This is a genomic window from Salinivirga sp., assembly GCF_055145285.1.
In genome coordinates this window covers 62,622-82,753 of sequence record NZ_JBSRDC010000063.1, presented here as the reverse complement: position 1 = coordinate 82,753, position 20,132 = coordinate 62,622, and the positions used below count along the sequence as shown (strand labels likewise).

The following is a 20,132-nucleotide window of genomic DNA, read 5'->3' as shown; positions in this document are numbered from 1 at the left end:
TTATAAAGCTTTTAAAAATCGTCTTCCTCTCCTTCTTCGTCTTCAATACCCACAAGTTTAATAGGTACCTTTTTCAACATCTGGTATATTTCTCCCTCCGATTGTATATCATCATCATCGGTATTATAGAACCATTTAACAGTTACTTTAACTCCTGAAGCATATAATTCCTCAAGTTTACTTAAAATCAAAGAAATCATTTTAGCCGAAGCACTATTCAGATAATCCATTTTAAAATTAAACACAATCTGACCCTTCGCATCTGAAAGATTTCGCTCAATCCACTTAATCACCGGATCATAAGTTTTAACAACATTCTCCGGAAGTGAGCGACCTGAAATCTCGTATAATTGTTCATTGGGATCAAATACAACTTTTGGCGTCTTTGGAGTGGCTTCAATGATTAATGGTTCCATGCAATGTAACTTTCGTTTGATTTAAAGGATAAATATACGACTTATGTTTGAAATATAAAAAAAAGTCGGCAATATGGCTGCTCAGGTTACTGTGCGTGTCTTTCTGATATTCACGTTTTAGCATTTACGACCGGAAACTTCATTTTAGCAAGTAATTTGCAAACGTTTACTTGTCGAGTAAACTCCAATATCGCCTTGTTGATGGGAAAGAGCGAATATTGTGCTCCAAATCTTTAAATTTTTTATTTAAAGCCCGCAGATCCGCTAAAATTCCGTAAAATACCTGTTCCATATCTTCATCTGACAAATTTTCGGACAACTGCTCAACAAGCCAATTCAACGAATTTTTTCCATAATAAAAATGAATGCCATCGAGCCTTTCAGTTTTTCCTGCCAGTGAGCAATAAACCTCTAACCCCCTGTTAGCTAATTCCGGATACTTATCCGTTACTTTTTCGTAAAGTGTTTTACATGTGTGTGTCATAATTATATATTGTTATTATTTTTTGCTATGTAATACTAAAATTTAAGCATTTTTTTTTGCTTATACAAATTTATTTTTTGTCACGAAAGGCTTATACTAAGGTTTTCAGACACATAAACGGCTGAACATGGTAAACAAAAAACAAACATTTTAATTTAATATTTGTATATGTTAGAAATCATTCCTATACTTGCAACTGATTGAGAAAAAAATGAAACAAATGTCAACACATACCATGCATCATCATCATCACATAATTGTGTGACGAAAGCGCAGTGGTATGCTAAGACCTAAAATACAGAAAAAGGCCTGCAGATACTGCAGGCCTTTTTTATTGAGACTAAACTTTCAAAATCGGAATACATTGAAAGTTTTAGTCGAAATAAATCCCGGGAGCGAAGCGAATCGGGATAGATGAAAAAAGTAAAATAGAAATTAAAAATGAACACAAATAAAACCATACAAATTCATCACCATATCCATCATCATCACGAGTATATAAAACACGTGGCAGGATGCGTATGGTCTGAATAAAAATAATCTTTTATCAGAAAAGGCCGGCAGCTAACTGCCGGCCTTTTTTATTTAAAAAAATTTAAACGAACAATACAATGGAGAAAATTACAATTGCAGTACAGAAAAAAGGTCGCATGAGCGACAAATCACTTGAGTTATTTAAAGAATCGGGCATACGTTTCACAAACGGGGCCAGGCGACTCATTGCGTTATCAAACGATTTTCCCGTGAGGCTGCTCTATCTCAGAGACGATGACATCCCTCAATATGTAGCCGATGGAGTAGCTGACGCAGGTATTGTGGGAGAAAATGAGGTACTGGAAAAAAACCGGCCGGTAGAAACAGCGCTAAAGTTGGGATTTGCCAAATGCCGGCTCTCTCTGGCCATCCCCAAAGAAAACGACTATCCCGGCCTTGAGTGGTTCCAAAAAAAACGTATCGCTACATCCTATCCTCAAATCCTCACCAAGTTTCTTTTACAAAAAAACATCAGAGCAGAAGTACACGAAATTAGTGGCTCAGTAGAAATAGCTACAGGTATTGGACTGGCCGACGCCATTCTCGACATTGTAAGTTCAGGTAGTACACTGATAAGCAATGGCCTTAAAGAAGTGGAATCCGTAATAAAAAGCGAAGCACTCCTAATTAAAAACCCGGCAATTAGCCCGGCTAAAGATGAACTCCTTAATCAACTGATTTTCCGCTTCGACGCCGCAATGGCAGCCGAAAACAACAAATACATACTGCTCAATGCCCCCAATGACAAGCTGGATGAAATCATTCAACTCATACCCGGCATGAAAAGCCCAACGGTGGTTCCGCTGGCAGACAAAGGATGGAGTTCAGTGCACTCAGTAGTGAATGAAAATAAATTCTGGCAGGTTATCGACCAGTTGAAAAGTGCCGGTGCCCAGGGCATATTAGTCACTTCTCTCGAAAAAATGATTATGTAATACTCATAAACGATACCATGCAATACATTCAATATAGCGACAAAAAAGACCTCGATCGCCGCATAAAACGCCCCGTACAGAAGAGTGAAGATCTGTTTCAGGCTGTACAAAAAATTATGCGTGAAGTAAAAAACAATGGCGACCGGGCCCTCTTAAATTTTTCGGTTCGATTTGATGGCAAAGCCCCCAAAAAGCTTATGGTTGACAAAGAATCCATGAATAAAAACACCAAAAACGTACCATCAGACCTTAAAAAAGCCATCGATCATGCCATTGTAAACATCAAAAAATTCCACGAGGCTCAAATAACGCCACCATTAAAAATTGAACCATCAACAGGAGTAATATGCGAACAGCGCTCTTTGCCCATCGAAAAAGTTGGCCTTTATATTCCGGGTGGTACAGCGCCACTCTTCTCTTCCGTAATTATGTTGGCAGTTCCGGCTGTATTGGCCGGTTGCAGGGAAATTGCAATGGTTACCCCACCTGACGAAAATGGCAATATTCCACCTGCAATTCAATATGCTGCTTTGCAATCAGGACTTAGCAAAATGTATTGTACAGGAGGAGCACAAGGCATTGCAGCAATGACCTATGGTACAGAAAGTATTCCAAAAGTCGATAAAATATTGGGTCCCGGAAATCAATATGTAGCCGCAGCGAAACAGTTAGCTTTTCTGGAGGGTGTTGCTATTGATATGCCAGCCGGACCAAGTGAAGTGGCAATCATTGCTGACGCTGAAGCCAATGCAGCATTTGTAGCTGCAGACCTGCTTTCACAAGCCGAACACGGCATTGATAGCCAGGTAATACTTATTGGCACAGACAACTCTAAGCTCAAAGCAATTGAACAGGAACTGGCCAGGCAACTCGAAGAACTTCCCCGAAAAGCAATTGCACGCGTTAGTTTGGAGAAAAGTCTCTTGGTGAAAGTCAAAGATACCAATGAAGCTATGACCATTAGTAATGCCTATGCACCAGAGCACCTCATCCTGGCCACATCAAACGCACGTGTGCTTGCCGGGAAGGTCACCAATGCCGGTTCAGTTTTTATTGGTACGCTTACACCCGAAAGTGCTGGTGACTACGCATCGGGTACCAATCATACACTACCAACCAACCGGGCAGCAACGGCTTTCAGTGGCGTGAACATGGATGCCTTTATGAAAAAAATCACTTTTCAGGAACTAACTCCTCAGGGCGTAAACGCCATAGGCAAAACGGTAGTAACCATGGCCAAAAACGAACAACTTCAGGCGCATGCCAATGCTATGCAACTCAGAATGGACAACATTAAAAATACACAACCATGAACATCGACAGACTCGTCAGACCCAACATACGCAAACTAAAACCATACAGTTCGGCCCGCAGCCTTGTAAAACAGGGGCAACAAGTATTACTGGATGCCAATGAAAATCCTTTTGGAGCATTGGGTCGCTACCCGGATCCTAATCAAACAGAATTACGTGCGGCTCTGGCCGAACACTATAATTTACCGGAGAACTGTGTTTTACCTGGCAACGGTTCAGATGAAATCATAGATCTGCTTTTCAGAATCTTCACGGAACCGGGCGAATCTAATGTAGTAATACCCCAGCCCACCTACGGGATGTACGAAGTAGCAGCAAACATTCAAGGTTGCACAACCAAGGAAGTTATGCTTGACGATAGTTTTCAGCCTGATGCTGAAAATATTTTAGGAGCCACCGATGCTCAAACAAAAATGATTTTTCTTTGCTCACCCAACAACCCTACCGGCAACCTATTGAATCCGGAGCGCATCGAAAAAATACTTAATAATTTCAACGGATTGGTCATTGTTGATCAGGCTTATTTAGAGTTTAGCGAATCTGAACCCTGGCGTAACCGCATTGCCGAGTTTCCTAATCTGGTAGTAATGCAAACATTCTCCAAGGCCTGGGGTCTGGCCGGTATTCGTGGCGGGCTGGCATTTGCCAATCCGGAAATCATTCAATGGCTCATGCGCATAAAATTACCTTATAATCTCAATCAACTCACACAGCAGCAATTATTGAAGGCCCTCAAGCTTGCCCCAGTTATGAGACAATGGGTAAAAATAATAATTAGCGAACGTAATAAAACGGCCAAAACCCTTCAAAAACTCAATGAAGTAGTTGCGGTATATCCTTCTGATGCGAACTACCTATTGGTTAAGTTCAATAATGCAGAAGCGATTTACAAAAAGTTAAAAGAAAGGGGGCTTATTGTACGTAACCGAAGCACTTTGCCCGGTTGTGAAAACACATTGCGCATAAGCATAGGTACGCCGCGAGAAAACAGCTTACTATTAAAAACACTTCAAAATCTGAGCACCACAAGAAAGCCAGACACAGCGCAAAAACTTGCCACCTCATAAACATAAAAACATGCAAAAAATACTCTTCATAGACCGTGATGGGACACTTATAGCAGAACCAGCAGATGACTTCCAGGTAGACAGTTTGGATAAGTTCCGCTTTTTGCCGGGTGTGATCACGGCACTAAAAAAATTAGTTACCCGCACCGACTACCGATTGGTAATGGTAACTAATCAGGATGGTCTGGGCACCGAAAACTTTCCTCTGGACAAATTCACTCCTTTGCAAAACCTTTTGGTAAATACGCTCCAGGGGGAAGGCATTGTTTTCGACGCCATACACATAGACCCGTCGTTACCCTCAGACAACAGCCCAAACCGCAAGCCCGGAACAGGCATGTTGACTAGCTACCTGAATGGCCAATATAATTTGGCCGAATCGTATGTGATTGGCGACCGTTTCACTGACGTGGAGCTGGCTGAAAACATAGGTAGCCGGGCCATCCTTTTTCAGGAATCAAACACTGGCACACGCCAGTCGCAAAATCTGGCAGTTGTGAGCAATGAATGGGACGATATTGTGAACTTTTTAGTAGAAGAACAAAGACAAAGCCTGGTAAAACGTAAAACAAAAGAGACTGATATCGAAGTGTATTTGGATCTCAACCGTTTCGAAAACCCGACGATTAAAACCGGAATTGGTTTTTTCGATCACATGCTGGAGCAAATAGGTTTTCACGGGCAGGTTACACTCAGGGTCAACTGCCTGGGCGATCTGGAAGTAGACGAACACCACACCATTGAAGACACTGCCTTAGCCTTAGGTGAAGCTTTTGCCAACGTCTTGAACAATAAAAAAGGCCTAAATCGCTATGGTTTTACATTACCGATGGACGAGGCATTAGCTTCTACCGCTATCGACTTCGGAGGTCGCCCCTATTTAAAATGGTCTGTTCCAATTCGTCGCAACACCGTAGGTGGAATTGATGCCACATTGTTTGAACACTTTTTTCGCTCGTTTTCTCAAAAAGCGCAATGTACCGTACACATAAATGCTTCAGGCGAAAACGATCACCACATCATTGAAGCGGTGTTCAAATCATTTGCACGATCAATAAAAATGGCCATTCAACAAAACCCGGAAAATGAACTGCCCTCCTCCAAAGGGCAAATATAAAAAGTGAAGTTTATGCAAATAGTTATCATCCAGTATAATGCAGGTAACATCCAATCCGTTGACTTTGCCTTACAGCGCCTGGGCATTCGGGCTGAGGTAACTGCTGATCCGGAAAAGATCCGTAAGGCAGACAAGGTTATCTTCCCTGGCGTTGGCGAAGCTTCGGGCACCATGCGATACTTGAAAGAACATGGTCTGGACAAAGTAATTCAAACACTGAAGCAACCTGTTTTGGGCATCTGCCTGGGCATGCAATTAATGTGCAACTATTCTGATGAAAGGTCAACATCATGCATGGATATCTTACCCGCACCCGTGAAAAAGTTCACCAAAAAACCCGGTTTTAAGATACCACACATGGGCTGGAACAGAGTAAATGCAATGGGTGAAGGAATCTTCAGCGTGCTTCACGAGCAATACGTCTATTTTGTTCACAGCTATTATGTACCACTAAACAAGCATACCGCAATGACCACAAACTATGGCGATATATTTAGTGCGGCTATGCAATACAAAAACTTTTATGGCGTGCAGTTCCACCCCGAAAAAAGCGGTGAGGTGGGCGCCGAATTTTTACAAAAATTTATAACACTATGATTGAAATTATTCCTGCAATAGATATCATCAATGGAAAATGCGTAAGACTGAAACAAGGAGATTTTAGTCAGCAAACCACATATGGAGCAGACCCGGTTGAAGTTGCCAAAGGCTTTGAGACATGTGGTGCCGGGAGGCTGCACATCGTAGACCTCGATGCTGCCAGAACGGGGCAACAGCAAAACCTGGAAACCATCAAACGTATTGCACTTGGTACAAACTTAAAAATAGATGTGGGTGGTGGCATAAAAACCACTAAACAAGTGCAAAACCTGCTCAATAGCGGCATAGACGCCATAAACATTGGAAGTACTGCCATCAAACAACCAGAACTATTTTCAAACTGGTTAGAGGAGTTTGGCAATAATCGCATCTGGCTTTCAGCAGATGTGCGCAAGGAACAAATATCCATCAGTGGTTGGCAAGAACAAACCAGCATGAGCATTACAACGCTACTGGATGAATTTGTAAAAAAAGGATTAAAAACAGCCGTAATAACAGTCATTGAGCGCGACGGCATGATGAATGGTCCTGAAATTAGACTCTACGAAAAACTTAAAAGACACTTCCCCCGACTTACCATCATTGCCAGCGGTGGAGTCAGTGCAAGGGTAGATTTAATGGAACTGGAACAAATCGGCATCTCTAAAGCCATTGTTGGCAAAGCGCTTTATGAAAAAACGCAAGAAAGTATAAACCTCAAAACATGGATGAACTTATGTTAACCAAACGCATTATCCCGTGCCTCGATGTCCGCAACGGAAGAACCGTAAAAGGCATTAATTTTAAACAAATAAAGGATGTGGGCGATCCGGTAGAATTAGGAAAATTATACAGTGCTTCAGGTGCCGATGAATTGGTTTATCTCGACATTACAGCAAGCCAGGAAGAACGAAACACTTTTCCGGATTTGGTCAGACGCATTGCCCGGCATGTGAACATCCCATTCACCGTTGGCGGTGGCATAAAAACCGCACAGGATGCTTCCGTGTTACTCAAGGCCGGGGCAGATAAAGTATCAATCAACTCTGCAGCGCTAAGCAACCCAAAACTCATCAATGATATTGCCCTTGCATTCGGAAACCAGTGCGTAGTGCTGGCCATTGATGCAAAACTCGAAGACGGGCAATGGAACGTTTATGCCAAAGGTGGCACACAGCGTACTGCAAAGGAACTATTTAGCTGGGCCAAAGAAGGCGTGCAGCGGGGTGCAGGAGAAATTCTTTTCACATCTATGAATCACGATGGCACAATTAGCGGTTTTGCAAATGAAGCGTTACAGAAATTATCTAAAACCGTCAATGTCCCAATTATTGCATCGGGCGGTGCGGGCACAATGGACCACTTTGCAGGTGCATTTGAAGAGGGGAAAGCCGATGCCGCGCTTGCAGCAAGTGTGTTTCACTATAATCAGATTCAAATCAGTGACCTGAAATTATTTCTTAAAAATCAGGGAATCGCCATGCGACTCTAATTTCAAAATTAAATTTATATCATGAATATGGACATTAAACAAATAGACTTCGACAAACAAAACGGCTTAGTGCCAGTCATAGTACAGGATACAGAAACACACCAGGTACTTATGCTTGGCTACATGGACAAACAAGCCCTGAATCAAACCATAGAAACGGGCAAAGTAACTTTTTACAGCCGCAGCAGACAACAAATTTGGGTAAAAGGTGAAAGTAGCGGAAACTATCTCAAACTGGTAGATCTTTATCCCGATTGCGATAATGACACACTCCTGGTAATGGCTACACCAGAAGGTCCTACGTGCCACACAGGGAATTACAACTGTTTTGCCACAAAAAAGTCAGGAATTCTGGGTTTTCTGCCTCAACTGCAAAATATTATCGATGAGCGTAAAAAAGAAATGCCCGATGGTTCATATACCACAAAACTATTTGAAAAAGGCATTGATAAAATCGCCCAAAAGGTAGGTGAAGAAGCTGTAGAAACAGTTATTGAAGCGAAAAACTCAAACGATGAAAGATTGCTGAATGAATCTGCAGACCTGATTTTCCACTTAATGGTTTTATTAAGCAAGCGCAATCTGACGATTAAAGAGGTTGAAAAGATACTGATAGAACGACATAAGTAATTAAAAACCTTTTCATATTAATTCGTAAAAAGATGTATATTAGGGTGCATTAAAAAAACCTGCATCATGAAAAAATACATCTTTTGCTTTTTACTAATTACGACAGCCATTACCTTGCATGCCAATGACACATTGCGCGTAAAAACCAATATTGATGAAGTCACTTTTCTACTGGATGGGGCCCTCATTCAATCCAACGCAAAAGCCAGCATAACTCAGGGAGAAACAGTGCTGGTTATTCAGCATTTACCACAAAGTATCGACCCAACATCCATTAGAATAAAAACGCCTGAAACCATCAGAGTGAGGTCTGTTGAACCCAGGATAAACCCCAATACCCTGCCCATGAATGCACTGGATGACCTCCGGGGAAAACGGAAAAACATACAGCAAAAAAAGCAAAAACTAAACAACAAACTCAAAGCCCTGAAAGAGGAAATAACCCTACTGAAAACCAATTATAATATTAAGGGACAGGAAACACTCACTAAAGATCAGCTTAAGATTGTTGCTGATTTTTACAGGACGAGAATGCAGGAAATACACAATACCGAGCTGGATGTACAATATGAATTACATGACCTAAATAAACAAATGACAGCATTGGCCGACAGCATTGCAGTACGTCAGGCTCGCCGCGAACCATTTGCAGAAATTATAGTAAATCTCAAGGCCACAAAACACACCAATGCCACTTTGGAAGTTACAGGCTACATACCCAATGCAAGTTGGCGCGCAGCTTATGAATTATTGGTACCATCTACCAAAGAACCCATAAAACTCATACACAAAGCCGTGGTAAAACAAAACACCTCTAAAACATGGAAAAATGTAAAAGCAGGTGTTAGTAACTCCAACCCCACACTAACAAATGAAAAACCCGACATGCGGGTATGGTTTACCAACCAACCCAAACCATCATACGGAACGGGCAAGCGCACTATACAGCGAATGAAACAAACCGGTAGCATACGTGGACGCGTTTTTGAGAATAGCGGAACAGCAATACCTTACGCAAACATTGTGCTCATGCAAAACGGAAACAACGTAACCGGCACAGTTTCAAACTCAAATGGCAACTTCAACATCAGCAATATAAAGCCCGGCTATTACAGTATAAGTGCAAGCGCCATTGGTTTTGAGCCATCTGCCACATCACGGTTCAGGGTCAATGCCGGCCAAACAAGCAACATCAACCTAACCATGAGACCTGCTGCAACCCAACTCAACGAAATCATGGTAATGGATACAGAAAAAGAGGAGATTTCCAGAAAGAACAGGAAAAGCAGTGCAAAACCTGCCCGGGATGTTGCAAGCTCTGCAGCGGGAGTTCAAGCTGCATACGAAATAACCTCGAGCAATGCACAAGGCGTAAGTACAGTAGAGCAAACCAACCGTATAGAATATAAATTCGATAAAGCCTACACTATACCAGCACATAACCAGGAAAAACAAATTGAACTTAAAACCACATCCATACCAGCAGAGTTTCACTATTTTGCCTTACCCGAATTTGCCGATGAGGCTTTTCTGATTGCAGAAATACCAGGATGGGAAAAAATTAATCTCTTAAAAGGCGAAGCAGCCATATTTTTCGAAAATACCTGGGTTGGAAGCACCATTCTAACACCAAAAAAAACTATCGACACACTTAAACTAAGTATCGCCAGAGATCCATCTATAGTAATCAAAAAAGACCTTCTAAAGCATGAGATTAAACGCAACCTGCTGGGAAAGGAAAAAGCAGAAACTTATACCTATGAAATAAGTGTGAAAAACACAAAAAACTACTCAGTTGAACTTACTATAGAAGACCAAATACCGGTGAGCCAAATCAAAGATAAAACAATCGAAATTGAAGAATTATCAGGGGCAAAGCACATTGAAGAAAAAGGTTTTCTTTACTGGGATATAGAACTTGATAAAGGTGAATCTAAAAAACTTACACTAAGTTACACAATAGAATTATAAATTATTGCGTTGCCAGCATAATGATATTGGCAGATATTTATATTTTTGCACAAAACTTTTAAATAAGCTCAAATGAATAAGACTACTCAGGATTCAACATTTGATTCAACAAATCTTTTCGTTTTTATCCTCAAAAAATGGAAAATCATTTTTGCCATTACAGCTATCGGAGCCGTGATTTCGATTATAGCATCATTAATTATAACCCCAAAATTTCAGTCGTCTGTAATTCTCTATCCGGCCACGTCTGAATCCCTGGCAAAATCGGTAATTAGGGATGACATGGGGTCTAAAGGCGCTTTACAATTTGGAGAAGAAGAAGAAGTTGAACAGGTGCTCCAGATACTTAATTCTGATGAGCTTAAAAATAAGATCATTGACAAATTCAACTTATTTCAACATTATGAAATAAAACAAGATGCCAAATATCCGAAAACACAAATTAAGAAAGAATACAATTCCAATATCTCAATAGAACGCACCAAATTCATGTCTGTGCGGATCGAGGTGCTCGATGAAGATCCGGAAATGGCTGCCAAAATGGCCAATTCCATTTCAAATTATGCGGATACCCTAATGAACGAAATTAAGCTTAAGCGGGCCAAAATTGCATTGAAATTATTACATGAACGATACGAAGAAGAGCAAAAAACTATTGAATTACTTGAAGATTCTTTAAAAGTGATCCGAAAAATGGGCATCAACAACTATGTATCCCAGGCAGAAGTCTTCAATGATGCATATGCTCAGGCACTTGCAGAAGGCCGAAGCAATAGCAAAGGTGTACGTAAAATTGAGGAAAAACTAAAAATCTTATCAGAATATGGTGGGGCATACGAAAGTTTAACACAACGACTTCAACTATCCATATCACGCGTGAAATTTTTGAACAAAAAAGTAGAGGAAATGGAAATAGAAGCAAATAGTAACGTACCACACGTTTTTGTTGTGGACCATGCCATTCCATCAGAAAAAAAGGCTTATCCGGTCAGGTGGCTTATCGTTGTTGTATCCACATTTGGGGCCTTTGTTTTTAGTATACTTATTCTATTAATTCTCGACACCTACAGGAAATATCTGAAGAAATAATTTCTCGTGAAAAAACTCCTGCAAAGCAATCTGTTTATATTCTGGAGCCTGTCAATTGCGTTCATCCTTTTGACAGGTTATGCTATCATTAGCGAACAATTTTTCCTGTTGACCATACCTTATGTTCTGGGAATCGTTTGGGTGGCCCTGAAAGCTATTGACAAACTTATATTCCTGATTATCTTTTTGGTGCCGCTTTCTGTGCCCATGAGTGAATTTTTCAGTGGTTTACCCATAAATATGTTTATTCCCACAGAGCCATTGGTTGCCGGAGTTCTATTGCTTTTTCTGTTGCTGTTACCTACCAAAAAATGGATTAACAAACCACTGTTACATCATCCTGTTACTGTGGCTAGTGCGATTTTAATGACCTGGCTGCTCCTAACCACAGTTACCAGCACCATGCCGGTAGTCAGCATTAAATTCTTTTTCATGCGTTTATGGTTTCTGGTTACCTTCTATTACATGATGGTATTAATCATCAGAAAACCAAAAGATTTAGAAAAACTGGTATGGCTGTATGCCATTCCAATGGTCATTGTGATAACCTATGCACTGGTAAAGCATGCTACCTACGGCATTTTTGATAAAAAAATTGCCCACTGGGCGGCTAATCCCTTCTTTAAGGACCATACGATTTATGGTGCTGCTTTAGCCTTTTACATACCATTTTTAACGCTGATGGCCTTTCGAAAAGGGAAAGCATTACTTACCCAGATTGGTACAGCCAGCTTGCTTGTTCTATTTAGTGTTGCATTAATTTTTTCTTACTCCAGGGCAGCATGGCTTAGTGTGGGAGGTGCGTTGGTTTTATACATCATCATAAAACTAAAAATTAATTGGAAATATATCCTTGGACTTGCATTTATAGCTCTTATAGCAACTGGCTTCATGTGGAACAGAATTATGATCCAGCTTGAGCAAAACCGGCAGGAAAGTTCTGTTTCAAATATTGGAGAACATGTACAGTCAATGACCAATATTACCAGTGATGCGTCGAATCTTGAGCGAATAAATCGTTGGAAATCAGCTTTCCGAATGTTTAGTGAAAAGCCTTTGTTGGGCTTTGGACCGGGCACTTATATGTTTCAATATGCACCCTATCAGATGTCTTACGAGCGCACAATTATATCTACCAATGCTGCTAATCGCGGAAATGCCCATTCTGAATATTTCGGACCATTGGCAGAGCAGGGCCTACCTGGCATGTTAACATACATAGCACTCATTACTACAATTTTAATTACAGGAATACGGCGTTATTACCTGCTCAGGGACCCAAACCTGAAAAGGTATCTTATGGGTGCTATTCTTGGTTTAACCACCTATGTTTTACACGGATTTCTGAATAACTTTCTGGATACAGACAAAATTTCTGTGCCGTTTTGGGGATTTACGGCAATAATTGTAGCTATAGATCTCTACAACCAAAAACTTTCAAGTGAAAATTTAGAGGAACTCAAAAGCAAATAAGGTAACATCATCGCTATATTTTCCGGCACCTTTATGCTGATCAAGTTGATTAATGGTATTATCTACAATGTCATCAATAGACTGTTTCTGAACCAATTCGTGTTCCATAATACCAGTACCAAATTCGACCTGGTTTTCATTTTCCAGCTCAACCATACCGTCGGTGTAAAGCAACAACTTTGAACCCGGTGTTGTATAATCCTCACCCATTTCAATGCTTGGCAGCTCATCGAACATACCCACCCCGGTACAACCGGTTTTCAGGTACCGAACCTGGTAGGCACTTGCTTCGAAAAAAATTGGCGGATTATGTCCGGCATTTATATACTCAAGCCGGCGGGTATCGGCATTATACCGACCAATAAATAAGGTAATAAACTTCTCTCCGTTGGCGTTTTTCATTACCCGTTCATTGAGGTTGACAACAACATCAATTAATGAAGTTTTCTCGCTGAGCAAAGCACGCAAATTGGCTTGAAAATTCGACATTAGCAGGGCTGCTGAAATTCCTTTTCCCGAAACATCGGCAATACAAAAGCCATAACTATTACCGGGTAGTTTAATAATATCGTAATAATCGCCACCAACCTCAAAGTGTGGCAAATAATAAGCTGCCGTTCTGAGATAATCATTATTTGGCAATGAAGCGTGTGTGGGAATCAGCATGCTTTGCATCTTAGAAGCCAGTTCAAGCTCTTTGTGCAAGACTTTCTGATGTAAGTTCTGGTTGTATAAACGCTTATTTTCAATGGCCACTACCAAAATATTAGCCAGCGTTTGTATAAAATGAAGATGCTTAATTGTTGGGCTCACGCCAACACGCTCTTCATCAATGTCACCAATTATCAGATAGGCCAGTGGGCGATCTTTATGAAAGATGGGGATGATCACATCAAATTGGCCCAGATGAATATTTAATGTGGTAGTTAAGTTGGTAATTTGCTGATAGTAAAGCAAATCATTTTCAACTGAAATATCATCAATTAGCTTTTTTGAAACTCCGTCATAGGCCAGCACCTCCCACTTCTCACTGTAGTTATATAAAATTAACTTACCAATGTTCAGGTCTTCACGGAGAATTCCAACAAACCTGTCGAGCAGCTCCTGTATGGGCAGGTTATCATTTATTGCCAGTGTGATATTCAGCAAAAAATCCAGCTTAAAATTACAGAATTGCAATCGGTGTAAAGATGCTTTTCGACCCATACGATTCTTTTAAGTGCAATTTATACAATTTTAAGCTGAATACAAATCAGGATTTCACTCTTTCCAAATAGGTTCCTTCTGCAGTGTCTATTTTTATTCTGTCACCAATATTAATAAACAAAGGCACATTAATCTCGGCTCCTGTTTCCAGTTTAGCCGGTTTCATGGCCGAAGTAGAAGTAGTATCGCCTTTAATTCCGGGTTCAGTATAGGTTATTTCCAATTCAACCTGTGGTGGTAATTCGGCAAAAAGAGGCTCCTCGTTATCAGCATGAAAAACCACATCAACATTCATTCCTTCCTTTAAAAAATCAATTCCTGTAATGAGGTTACGATCCAATGGAATTTGGTCGTAGGTTTCATTATTCATAAAAATTAAACCGGTTTCGTCCCTATAAAGATATTGAAAGGGTCTTCTCTCAATGCGTACAACATCGAGTTTAGCGCCTGATGAAAATGTATTGTCAATTACCTTACCGGTTTCAATATTCTTAAGTTTCGTACGCACAAAAGCCGGTCCTTTACCAGGCTTCACATGCTGAAAACTCACAACGGAATACAAGCCGTTTTTGTAATTAATGGTTAATCCGTTTCTGATATCTGTTGTATCTCCCATGATAATTAAATTTTTGGCAAACTTACATAAAAATTTCTTTATTATAAAAGCACGCCTGTTGTTGCACGCACACTTGCTGGTTCAAAACAACCTTTTTTTAGATGTTGTAGCCAAAAATGGCTTTAAATAGGCGGGTTCGAAATAAGCCAAATCAGCAAACTTCTCCGTCACATAAAACTGTTGAGCCAAATTAGTCATGTACTCAGCTTTATTAATTATTTGCGGATAATATTCTGCATTTGTTAATTCCAGCACATCTTTACTTTTTTCAGCACCACTTCCTATAATATAAATCTTTGAACACTCATTCAATTCATTAAAAGTTCCCTGTTCTATAATTTTGGGAGTCGCCTTAACTTGTTCTTCAAGGTTTAAGTTATATTGAGCATAATAGATTTCCATCCTGCGCGCATCAAGCATTGGCATCAACAATGCATCTTTTTGTGGGCTCCCATGATCTTTCATAAAAGCAGCAGCCAATATTTGAAGTGTGGAAATGGCAATCAATGGCGTGCCGGTTGCATAACAAATACCTTTCGCTGCAGAAACACCAATCCTAAGTCCTGTATAAGAACCAGGCCCTTCACTTACAGCAACTGCATCAAGTTCTTTAGCGGTTATATTATTCCGTTTAAGAAGCTCCTCAATTTGCACGGTAAGTACCCGGGCATGGGCACGCTCTTCCGTGGATTCTATTTTGTCTGCGCAAAAACCATCCTTAGAAAGCGCCACCGAGCATACTTCGGTGGCTGTATCAACACATAATATTTTGGTCATGCTAATAATTTTCCGACAAAAATACAAAAAACCACGATGGCTACAATTCCAATGCCCTTCCCATATAAAAATCGAGTATTTTTACTTTAAAAACAAGGTCATAGCGGGCATTGAGCAATGTAACTTCTGCTTTGGACATATTTGTTTTTGCCAGGTTATAGTCCACAGAATTTATAAGTCCGGCATTAAAGCGCTGTTCAGCATACTTAAATGATTCTTTGTTGGCTGATAACGATTCTTTAGCCGCCAGATAATTCTCATAAGCTGCTCGTGAATCATTCAAAGCACGCTCAATTTGCTGATATATATTCTGCAGAGTAAGTGATTCATCGTGCTTAGCTATTTCATAATTAATTCTGGCATTATCTACGTTATATTTTGTCCTGAATTTATTAAAAATAGGTATAGACAATGTAAGTCCAACGTTTGCACTTAAGTAGTCCTGTACCTGCTCACCGAAAGTGTATTTATTACCTATGTCACTAAAATCCACAGCAGCATCATTATAGCGGGTAGACACGCTGGCACCCAAATACAGGGTTGGGTAATAATCAGCCTTCGCAATACTGACAGCTTTTTTGTTAGCCATAATGCTGGCTTTAGCAGCCTTCACTTCGGGCAAATGACTGATAGCAGTTTGGTATACAGTCTCAATTGGTTCTAATGTGGCAAAAAGCTGCTCAGCATTGATGTTTTCAGGCTTTGAAATATTCAATGTGTCAGTTTCGATATTCATAGCCTGCTTAAGATTTACCCGGGCCTCTTTTTCAAGATTAAGGTAATTAACCAACTGGGTTTTTTCACTGGCAGCCTGTGCTTTTAGCTCAAGCACATCGCCTTTTGGCACAGAACCGGCCTTAACCAGCTCCCTGGTTCTATCAATCTGTGCCTGGGTGGTTTTCAGTTGCGACAATGAAGCATTGTATTGTTCACGATTATACAAAATTTGCAAATAATAATTCACAATCTGCAAAGCTATATCGTTGGCAAAAGCCTCTTTATCATAGCGTGCTGCTTGCGCTTCCTGGTCTCTTTGCTGAATGGTATTTTTATCGCGAAAACCATCAAACAAGGCAACATTAGTAGAAACATCACCATTTAAATAGTTAATCTGCTCGTCGACAAATTGACCGGCATCCTGACTAAAAGTTTTGCCAAATGTACTACCGCCACTAAAGTTTGCACTTACAGAGGGCAAGCGATCAAACCGGGCTATATCCAGATTATTCCTAAGAATTGACACGGTAAGATCCTGTTTCTGAATGTTGAGGTTATGCTCCAGCGCATAATCAATGCAGGCATTAAGGCTCCATTTGTCCTGATCCTGGGCAAAGATTTCGCTCAAACCTGTAAATAGTAAAATGAAAACAAGAAAATGAAATTTTAGACTCATCACATATTGGGTTTTAAGGGTTGTTGATCTATCTAATTTCGTTTATTGAGTTCGTTATTCCCGCTAAAAGACGAAATAACATGTAAAATGTTACAAATCACGTAAAAATAACATTTTTTCTCAGCTATTATTATGCTGATTTGGTTCTTTTTCTGGTTTTTTATTTTCTGTAGCCTGAATCAAAGGCGTTGTTTTTGATACACCTCCCGAAATTATAAATTTCATAGTTTCTGCAGCACGCGCATCAAGCGGCTTTACCCGTGAGGCAGGTACAATATAAAGATCACCTAAAATACCATAGGAAGAAGGCAGGTACACTGCAATTTTTCCATCCTCAATACCAATAAATTCAAGCGATTTTTGGGTCAAAAACCCTAAACGTTCTATTTCATTTTCCTTATCAAGCAATAAACGCACAGGATATTCAAACTTCTTCTCTTTACCGACAAAAGCGCTCAAAAGGTCTTTGATAGAAGTAACAATTACACGAAACAATGGCATTTTATCCAAAAGCTTTGACGCAAAATGATACAGAGGCGTGCGAATAGCGAGATTCACAAGATAGCCAACGACTGTAATAGATAACACAATCACCAGTAAGCCAAGTCCGGGGATCGAGAAAGGCAAAAGTCCATCGATATACACAAAACTTACATAGAGTAAATATACCGTCAGCACTATGGGGGCAGTAGCAATAAGCCCCTGAAAAAAATAGGCTAAAAGCTTACGCATAAATTATAATTTAAAGTTTTTCAGATACAAAATGGATAAATGATTTCAGAATAAACTCACCATCTTTATTCCCCAACTCCTCATCAGAAGCACGCTCCGGGTGTGGCATCATGCCATATACATTACGTTCGGCGTTGCAAATCCCAGCGATATTATTTACCGACCCATTGGGATTTCCCTGTTCAAAAAGATCTCCATTTTCATCGCAATAGTGGAAAAGTACCTGATCATTCTTTTCAATTTCAGCAATCGTTGCTTCACTTGCATAATATCGGCCTTCGCCATGTGCAATTGGAATACGAATAACGCTGTCTGGTACGTCCTGCGTAAAAGCATTGTTATGATTGGCTGCCTTAATGAATGTATTCCGGCAAATAAATTTCTGATTCAGGTTATGGAGTAGTGTACCCGGCAATAGATCGGCCTCACAAAGAATCTGAAAACCATTACAGATTCCAAAAACATAGCCCCCTTTTTTGGCAAAGTCAACAACCGAATTCATAATTGGTGAATATCTTGCGATGGCTCCTGAACGCAAGTAATCGCCATAGGAAAAACCTCCCGGAAGCACAACCGCATCAACGCCCTGAAGGTCCGATTCTTTGTGCCACAATTCCACCACATCCTGGCCAAGTTTATCTCTAAGTACATAGATCATGTCATGATCACAATTAGATCCCGGAAATACGACAACACCAAATTTCATAGGTTAATTTTTTTGATAGATTTTGTGGGTTCAAATATAGCATTTTTATCATTTAGCCCTGAAAAATAGTTATATTAGATGCGGTTAATAAAACAAAAAAAGCATGAACCATCCATGGTGAAATTTTCAACGAACCACAGATGATTAAACTCAATGATTATTCTTTCTGACCAGCATCATCAAAATTTTAAACGGATGAAACCTCCATGACAAAGCTTTTGACACACCTCGCCTTCGCGTAGCTTTAGCGGAGCAAGACTGCGCCTACGCGATGCTTCGGCGGAGCAAGACTGCGCCTACGCGATGCTTCGGCGGAGCAAGGCTGCGCCTTCGCATAGCTTCGGCGAAGCGAGGCACGCACATGATTAATCAGAGGAGTAAAGGTGAAAAGCTTGTTATCAGGAAAAAGGAGGTTCCCCCGCCTTCTGCGGGACAGGCTATCCGACAAATAAAATCAAAATTATAAACGGATGAAACTCATAAAGATTTTTCTTTGGTCTGCAATAACACTCGTGGCAGCATTTATTATTTTGCTGGCCTGGAGTACAATTAAAGACTATCAGCCGAACCCCGCGGAAATTTTATCTCAACAAAAAGCTTCTATTGTAGAAAAAGACACATTGTCTATAATGATATGGAATATTGGATATGGGGGCTTAGGCAATGATATGGATTTTTTCTACGATGGAGGAGACAAAATGCGTACGAATAAAAACCGGGCCACTGAAAATTTTCAACAAATTTTAAAAGAACTAAGCAAAGCGCCAAAACCAGATTTTCTTTTACTACAAGAAATTGACGTCAACTCGAAAAGGTCCTACCACACAAATCAGGTTGAAACCATTAAAACTGGAATGAAAGACTATAACTGGTTTTTTGCATACAATTACCTTGTAGATTTTGTCCCAATCCCTCCGGGCAACCCATTAGGAAAAGTAGAATCAGGTATTGTGACCGGCTCTGTACACAAGCCACTTCAGGCAATCAGGTATAGCTACAAAGGAAACTTTAAGTGGCCAAAATCCATTTTTATGCTCGACCGTTGTTTCCTAAGCCTTGAATATCCACTGACAGCCGGAGACACGCTCTTTATAGTGAACACCCACAATACAGCCTACGACGAAGGTGAAATAAGAAAAACCCAAATGCAACAATTAAAAAAATGGATGAAAAAGCATGATAATGGGAAAAATAGACTTATCATAGCCGGAGATTGGAATCAACTCCCACCGGGAATTGCTATAGACCAGTTTGGTTCTAATCCCAAAAGTAAAAACTATGCACCAAAAAAAATCCCGAACAACTTTTTGCCTGATGGATGGCAATTTATTTTTGACCCTGAAAAACCGACAAACAGGGGACTCGATACGGTTTTTCACAACAATTCCTACAAAACAATTATAGACTTTTTTGCCATTTCGCCAGGGATCCAACCCATTGAAGTCAAAACAAAAAATCTTAGCTTTATTAGTAGTGACCATCAACCGGTTTATCTCAAATTTACTTTTGTTCATCAAAAACAATAGACAGAATAAACCCAAAAACACAACTTCTCAGTATACAATAACACCGGAATAACTGAAAACAAAAAGAAATTTACCA

General features: G+C 40.2%; 20 protein-coding genes. 12 read left to right on the top strand and 8 right to left on the bottom strand.

Annotated features, from left to right (window positions below):
- Positions 1-11: 11 nt before the first annotated feature.
- Positions 12-416 carry a DUF1987 domain-containing protein gene (locus tag ACTB0Y_RS13700; RefSeq protein ID WP_463207395.1) on the bottom strand — a complete coding sequence of 135 codons (405 nt, stop codon included), beginning with the start codon at positions 414-416 and terminating at the stop codon, positions 12-14.
- A gap of 166 nt (positions 417-582) precedes the next feature.
- The gene (locus ACTB0Y_RS13695) at positions 583-900 is read right to left on the bottom strand and encodes a hypothetical protein (RefSeq protein WP_463207394.1); all 318 of its coding nucleotides are present in this window, start codon (positions 898-900) and stop codon (positions 583-585) included.
- A 611-nt stretch (positions 901-1,511) separates the two neighbouring features.
- Between ACTB0Y_RS13695 and hisG the strand changes: the two genes are divergently transcribed.
- The 11 genes from hisG to ACTB0Y_RS13640 all read left to right on the top strand — a co-directional run bounded on the left by hisG (position 1,512) and on the right by ACTB0Y_RS13640 (position 13,100).
- Complete coding sequence (hisG, locus tag ACTB0Y_RS13690; protein WP_463207393.1) at positions 1,512-2,369, top strand: ATP phosphoribosyltransferase; 858 nt, start codon at positions 1,512-1,514, stop codon at positions 2,367-2,369.
- Between the two features lie 17 nt (positions 2,370-2,386).
- Complete coding sequence (hisD, locus tag ACTB0Y_RS13685) at positions 2,387-3,682, top strand: histidinol dehydrogenase (protein ID WP_463207392.1); 1,296 nt, start codon at positions 2,387-2,389, stop codon at positions 3,680-3,682.
- Positions 3,679-4,749, top strand: a complete 1,071-nt coding sequence (gene hisC, locus ACTB0Y_RS13680; RefSeq protein ID WP_463207391.1) for a histidinol-phosphate transaminase — start codon at positions 3,679-3,681, stop codon at positions 4,747-4,749. The genes hisD and hisC overlap by 4 nt, the downstream gene beginning before the upstream one ends.
- 10 nt (positions 4,750-4,759) lie before the next feature.
- Positions 4,760-5,866, top strand: a complete 1,107-nt coding sequence (gene hisB, locus ACTB0Y_RS13675; protein ID WP_463207390.1) for a bifunctional histidinol-phosphatase/imidazoleglycerol-phosphate dehydratase HisB — start codon at positions 4,760-4,762, stop codon at positions 5,864-5,866.
- Between the two features lie 12 nt (positions 5,867-5,878).
- Positions 5,879-6,463, top strand: coding sequence for an imidazole glycerol phosphate synthase subunit HisH (gene hisH / locus ACTB0Y_RS13670; protein WP_463207389.1), 585 nt, complete (start codon positions 5,879-5,881; stop codon positions 6,461-6,463).
- A complete protein-coding gene (hisA, locus tag ACTB0Y_RS13665; RefSeq protein ID WP_463207388.1) occupies positions 6,460-7,188 on the top strand; it encodes a 1-(5-phosphoribosyl)-5-[(5-phosphoribosylamino)methylideneamino]imidazole-4-carboxamide isomerase in 729 nt (242 codons plus the stop codon). Before hisH ends, hisA begins: the two co-directional genes overlap by 4 nt.
- Positions 7,182-7,937 (top strand): imidazole glycerol phosphate synthase subunit HisF, encoded by a 756-nt coding sequence (gene hisF / locus ACTB0Y_RS13660; RefSeq protein ID WP_463207425.1) that lies wholly within the window; start codon positions 7,182-7,184, stop codon positions 7,935-7,937. The genes hisA and hisF overlap by 7 nt, the downstream gene beginning before the upstream one ends.
- 27 nt (positions 7,938-7,964) lie before the next feature.
- On the top strand, positions 7,965-8,567 hold the full coding sequence (gene hisIE, locus ACTB0Y_RS13655) for a bifunctional phosphoribosyl-AMP cyclohydrolase/phosphoribosyl-ATP diphosphatase HisIE (protein ID WP_463207424.1): 603 nt from the start codon (positions 7,965-7,967) through the stop codon (positions 8,565-8,567).
- A gap of 66 nt (positions 8,568-8,633) precedes the next feature.
- The gene (locus tag ACTB0Y_RS13650; RefSeq protein ID WP_463207387.1) at positions 8,634-10,538 is read left to right on the top strand and encodes a DUF4139 domain-containing protein; all 1,905 of its coding nucleotides are present in this window, start codon (positions 8,634-8,636) and stop codon (positions 10,536-10,538) included.
- 72 nt (positions 10,539-10,610) lie between these two features.
- On the top strand, positions 10,611-11,627 hold the full coding sequence (locus tag ACTB0Y_RS13645; RefSeq protein WP_463207386.1) for a Wzz/FepE/Etk N-terminal domain-containing protein: 1,017 nt from the start codon (positions 10,611-10,613) through the stop codon (positions 11,625-11,627).
- A gap of 6 nt (positions 11,628-11,633) precedes the next feature.
- Positions 11,634-13,100: an O-antigen ligase family protein gene (locus ACTB0Y_RS13640; RefSeq protein ID WP_463207385.1), complete on the top strand. Its 1,467-nt coding sequence runs from the start codon at positions 11,634-11,636 to the stop codon at positions 13,098-13,100.
- Here ACTB0Y_RS13640 and ACTB0Y_RS13635 read toward each other — a convergent pair.
- The 6 genes from ACTB0Y_RS13635 to purQ form a co-directional block, all read right to left on the bottom strand.
- Positions 13,077-14,306: a PP2C family protein-serine/threonine phosphatase gene (locus tag ACTB0Y_RS13635; protein WP_463207384.1), complete on the bottom strand. Its 1,230-nt coding sequence runs from the start codon at positions 14,304-14,306 to the stop codon at positions 13,077-13,079. The genes ACTB0Y_RS13640 and ACTB0Y_RS13635 overlap by 24 nt on opposite strands.
- Before the next feature lie 46 nt (positions 14,307-14,352).
- Positions 14,353-14,922: an elongation factor P gene (efp, locus tag ACTB0Y_RS13630; protein ID WP_463207383.1), complete on the bottom strand. Its 570-nt coding sequence runs from the start codon at positions 14,920-14,922 to the stop codon at positions 14,353-14,355.
- An 81-nt stretch (positions 14,923-15,003) separates the two neighbouring features.
- Positions 15,004-15,699: a tRNA (adenosine(37)-N6)-threonylcarbamoyltransferase complex dimerization subunit type 1 TsaB gene (gene tsaB / locus ACTB0Y_RS13625; RefSeq protein WP_463207382.1), complete on the bottom strand. Its 696-nt coding sequence runs from the start codon at positions 15,697-15,699 to the stop codon at positions 15,004-15,006.
- A 40-nt stretch (positions 15,700-15,739) separates the two neighbouring features.
- The gene (locus ACTB0Y_RS13620; RefSeq protein WP_463207381.1) at positions 15,740-17,092 is read right to left on the bottom strand and encodes a TolC family protein; all 1,353 of its coding nucleotides are present in this window, start codon (positions 17,090-17,092) and stop codon (positions 15,740-15,742) included.
- Positions 17,093-17,212: 120 nt separating this feature from the next.
- On the bottom strand, positions 17,213-17,824 hold the full coding sequence (locus tag ACTB0Y_RS13615; protein ID WP_463207380.1) for a DUF502 domain-containing protein: 612 nt from the start codon (positions 17,822-17,824) through the stop codon (positions 17,213-17,215).
- Between the two features lie 10 nt (positions 17,825-17,834).
- A complete protein-coding gene (purQ, locus tag ACTB0Y_RS13610) occupies positions 17,835-18,530 on the bottom strand; it encodes a phosphoribosylformylglycinamidine synthase subunit PurQ (protein ID WP_463207379.1) in 696 nt (231 codons plus the stop codon).
- A 470-nt stretch (positions 18,531-19,000) separates the two neighbouring features.
- Here purQ and ACTB0Y_RS13605 point away from each other — a divergent pair, with 470 nt between their 5' ends.
- Complete coding sequence (locus tag ACTB0Y_RS13605; protein ID WP_463207378.1) at positions 19,001-20,056, top strand: endonuclease/exonuclease/phosphatase family protein; 1,056 nt, start codon at positions 19,001-19,003, stop codon at positions 20,054-20,056.
- Positions 20,057-20,132 lie beyond the last annotated feature (76 nt).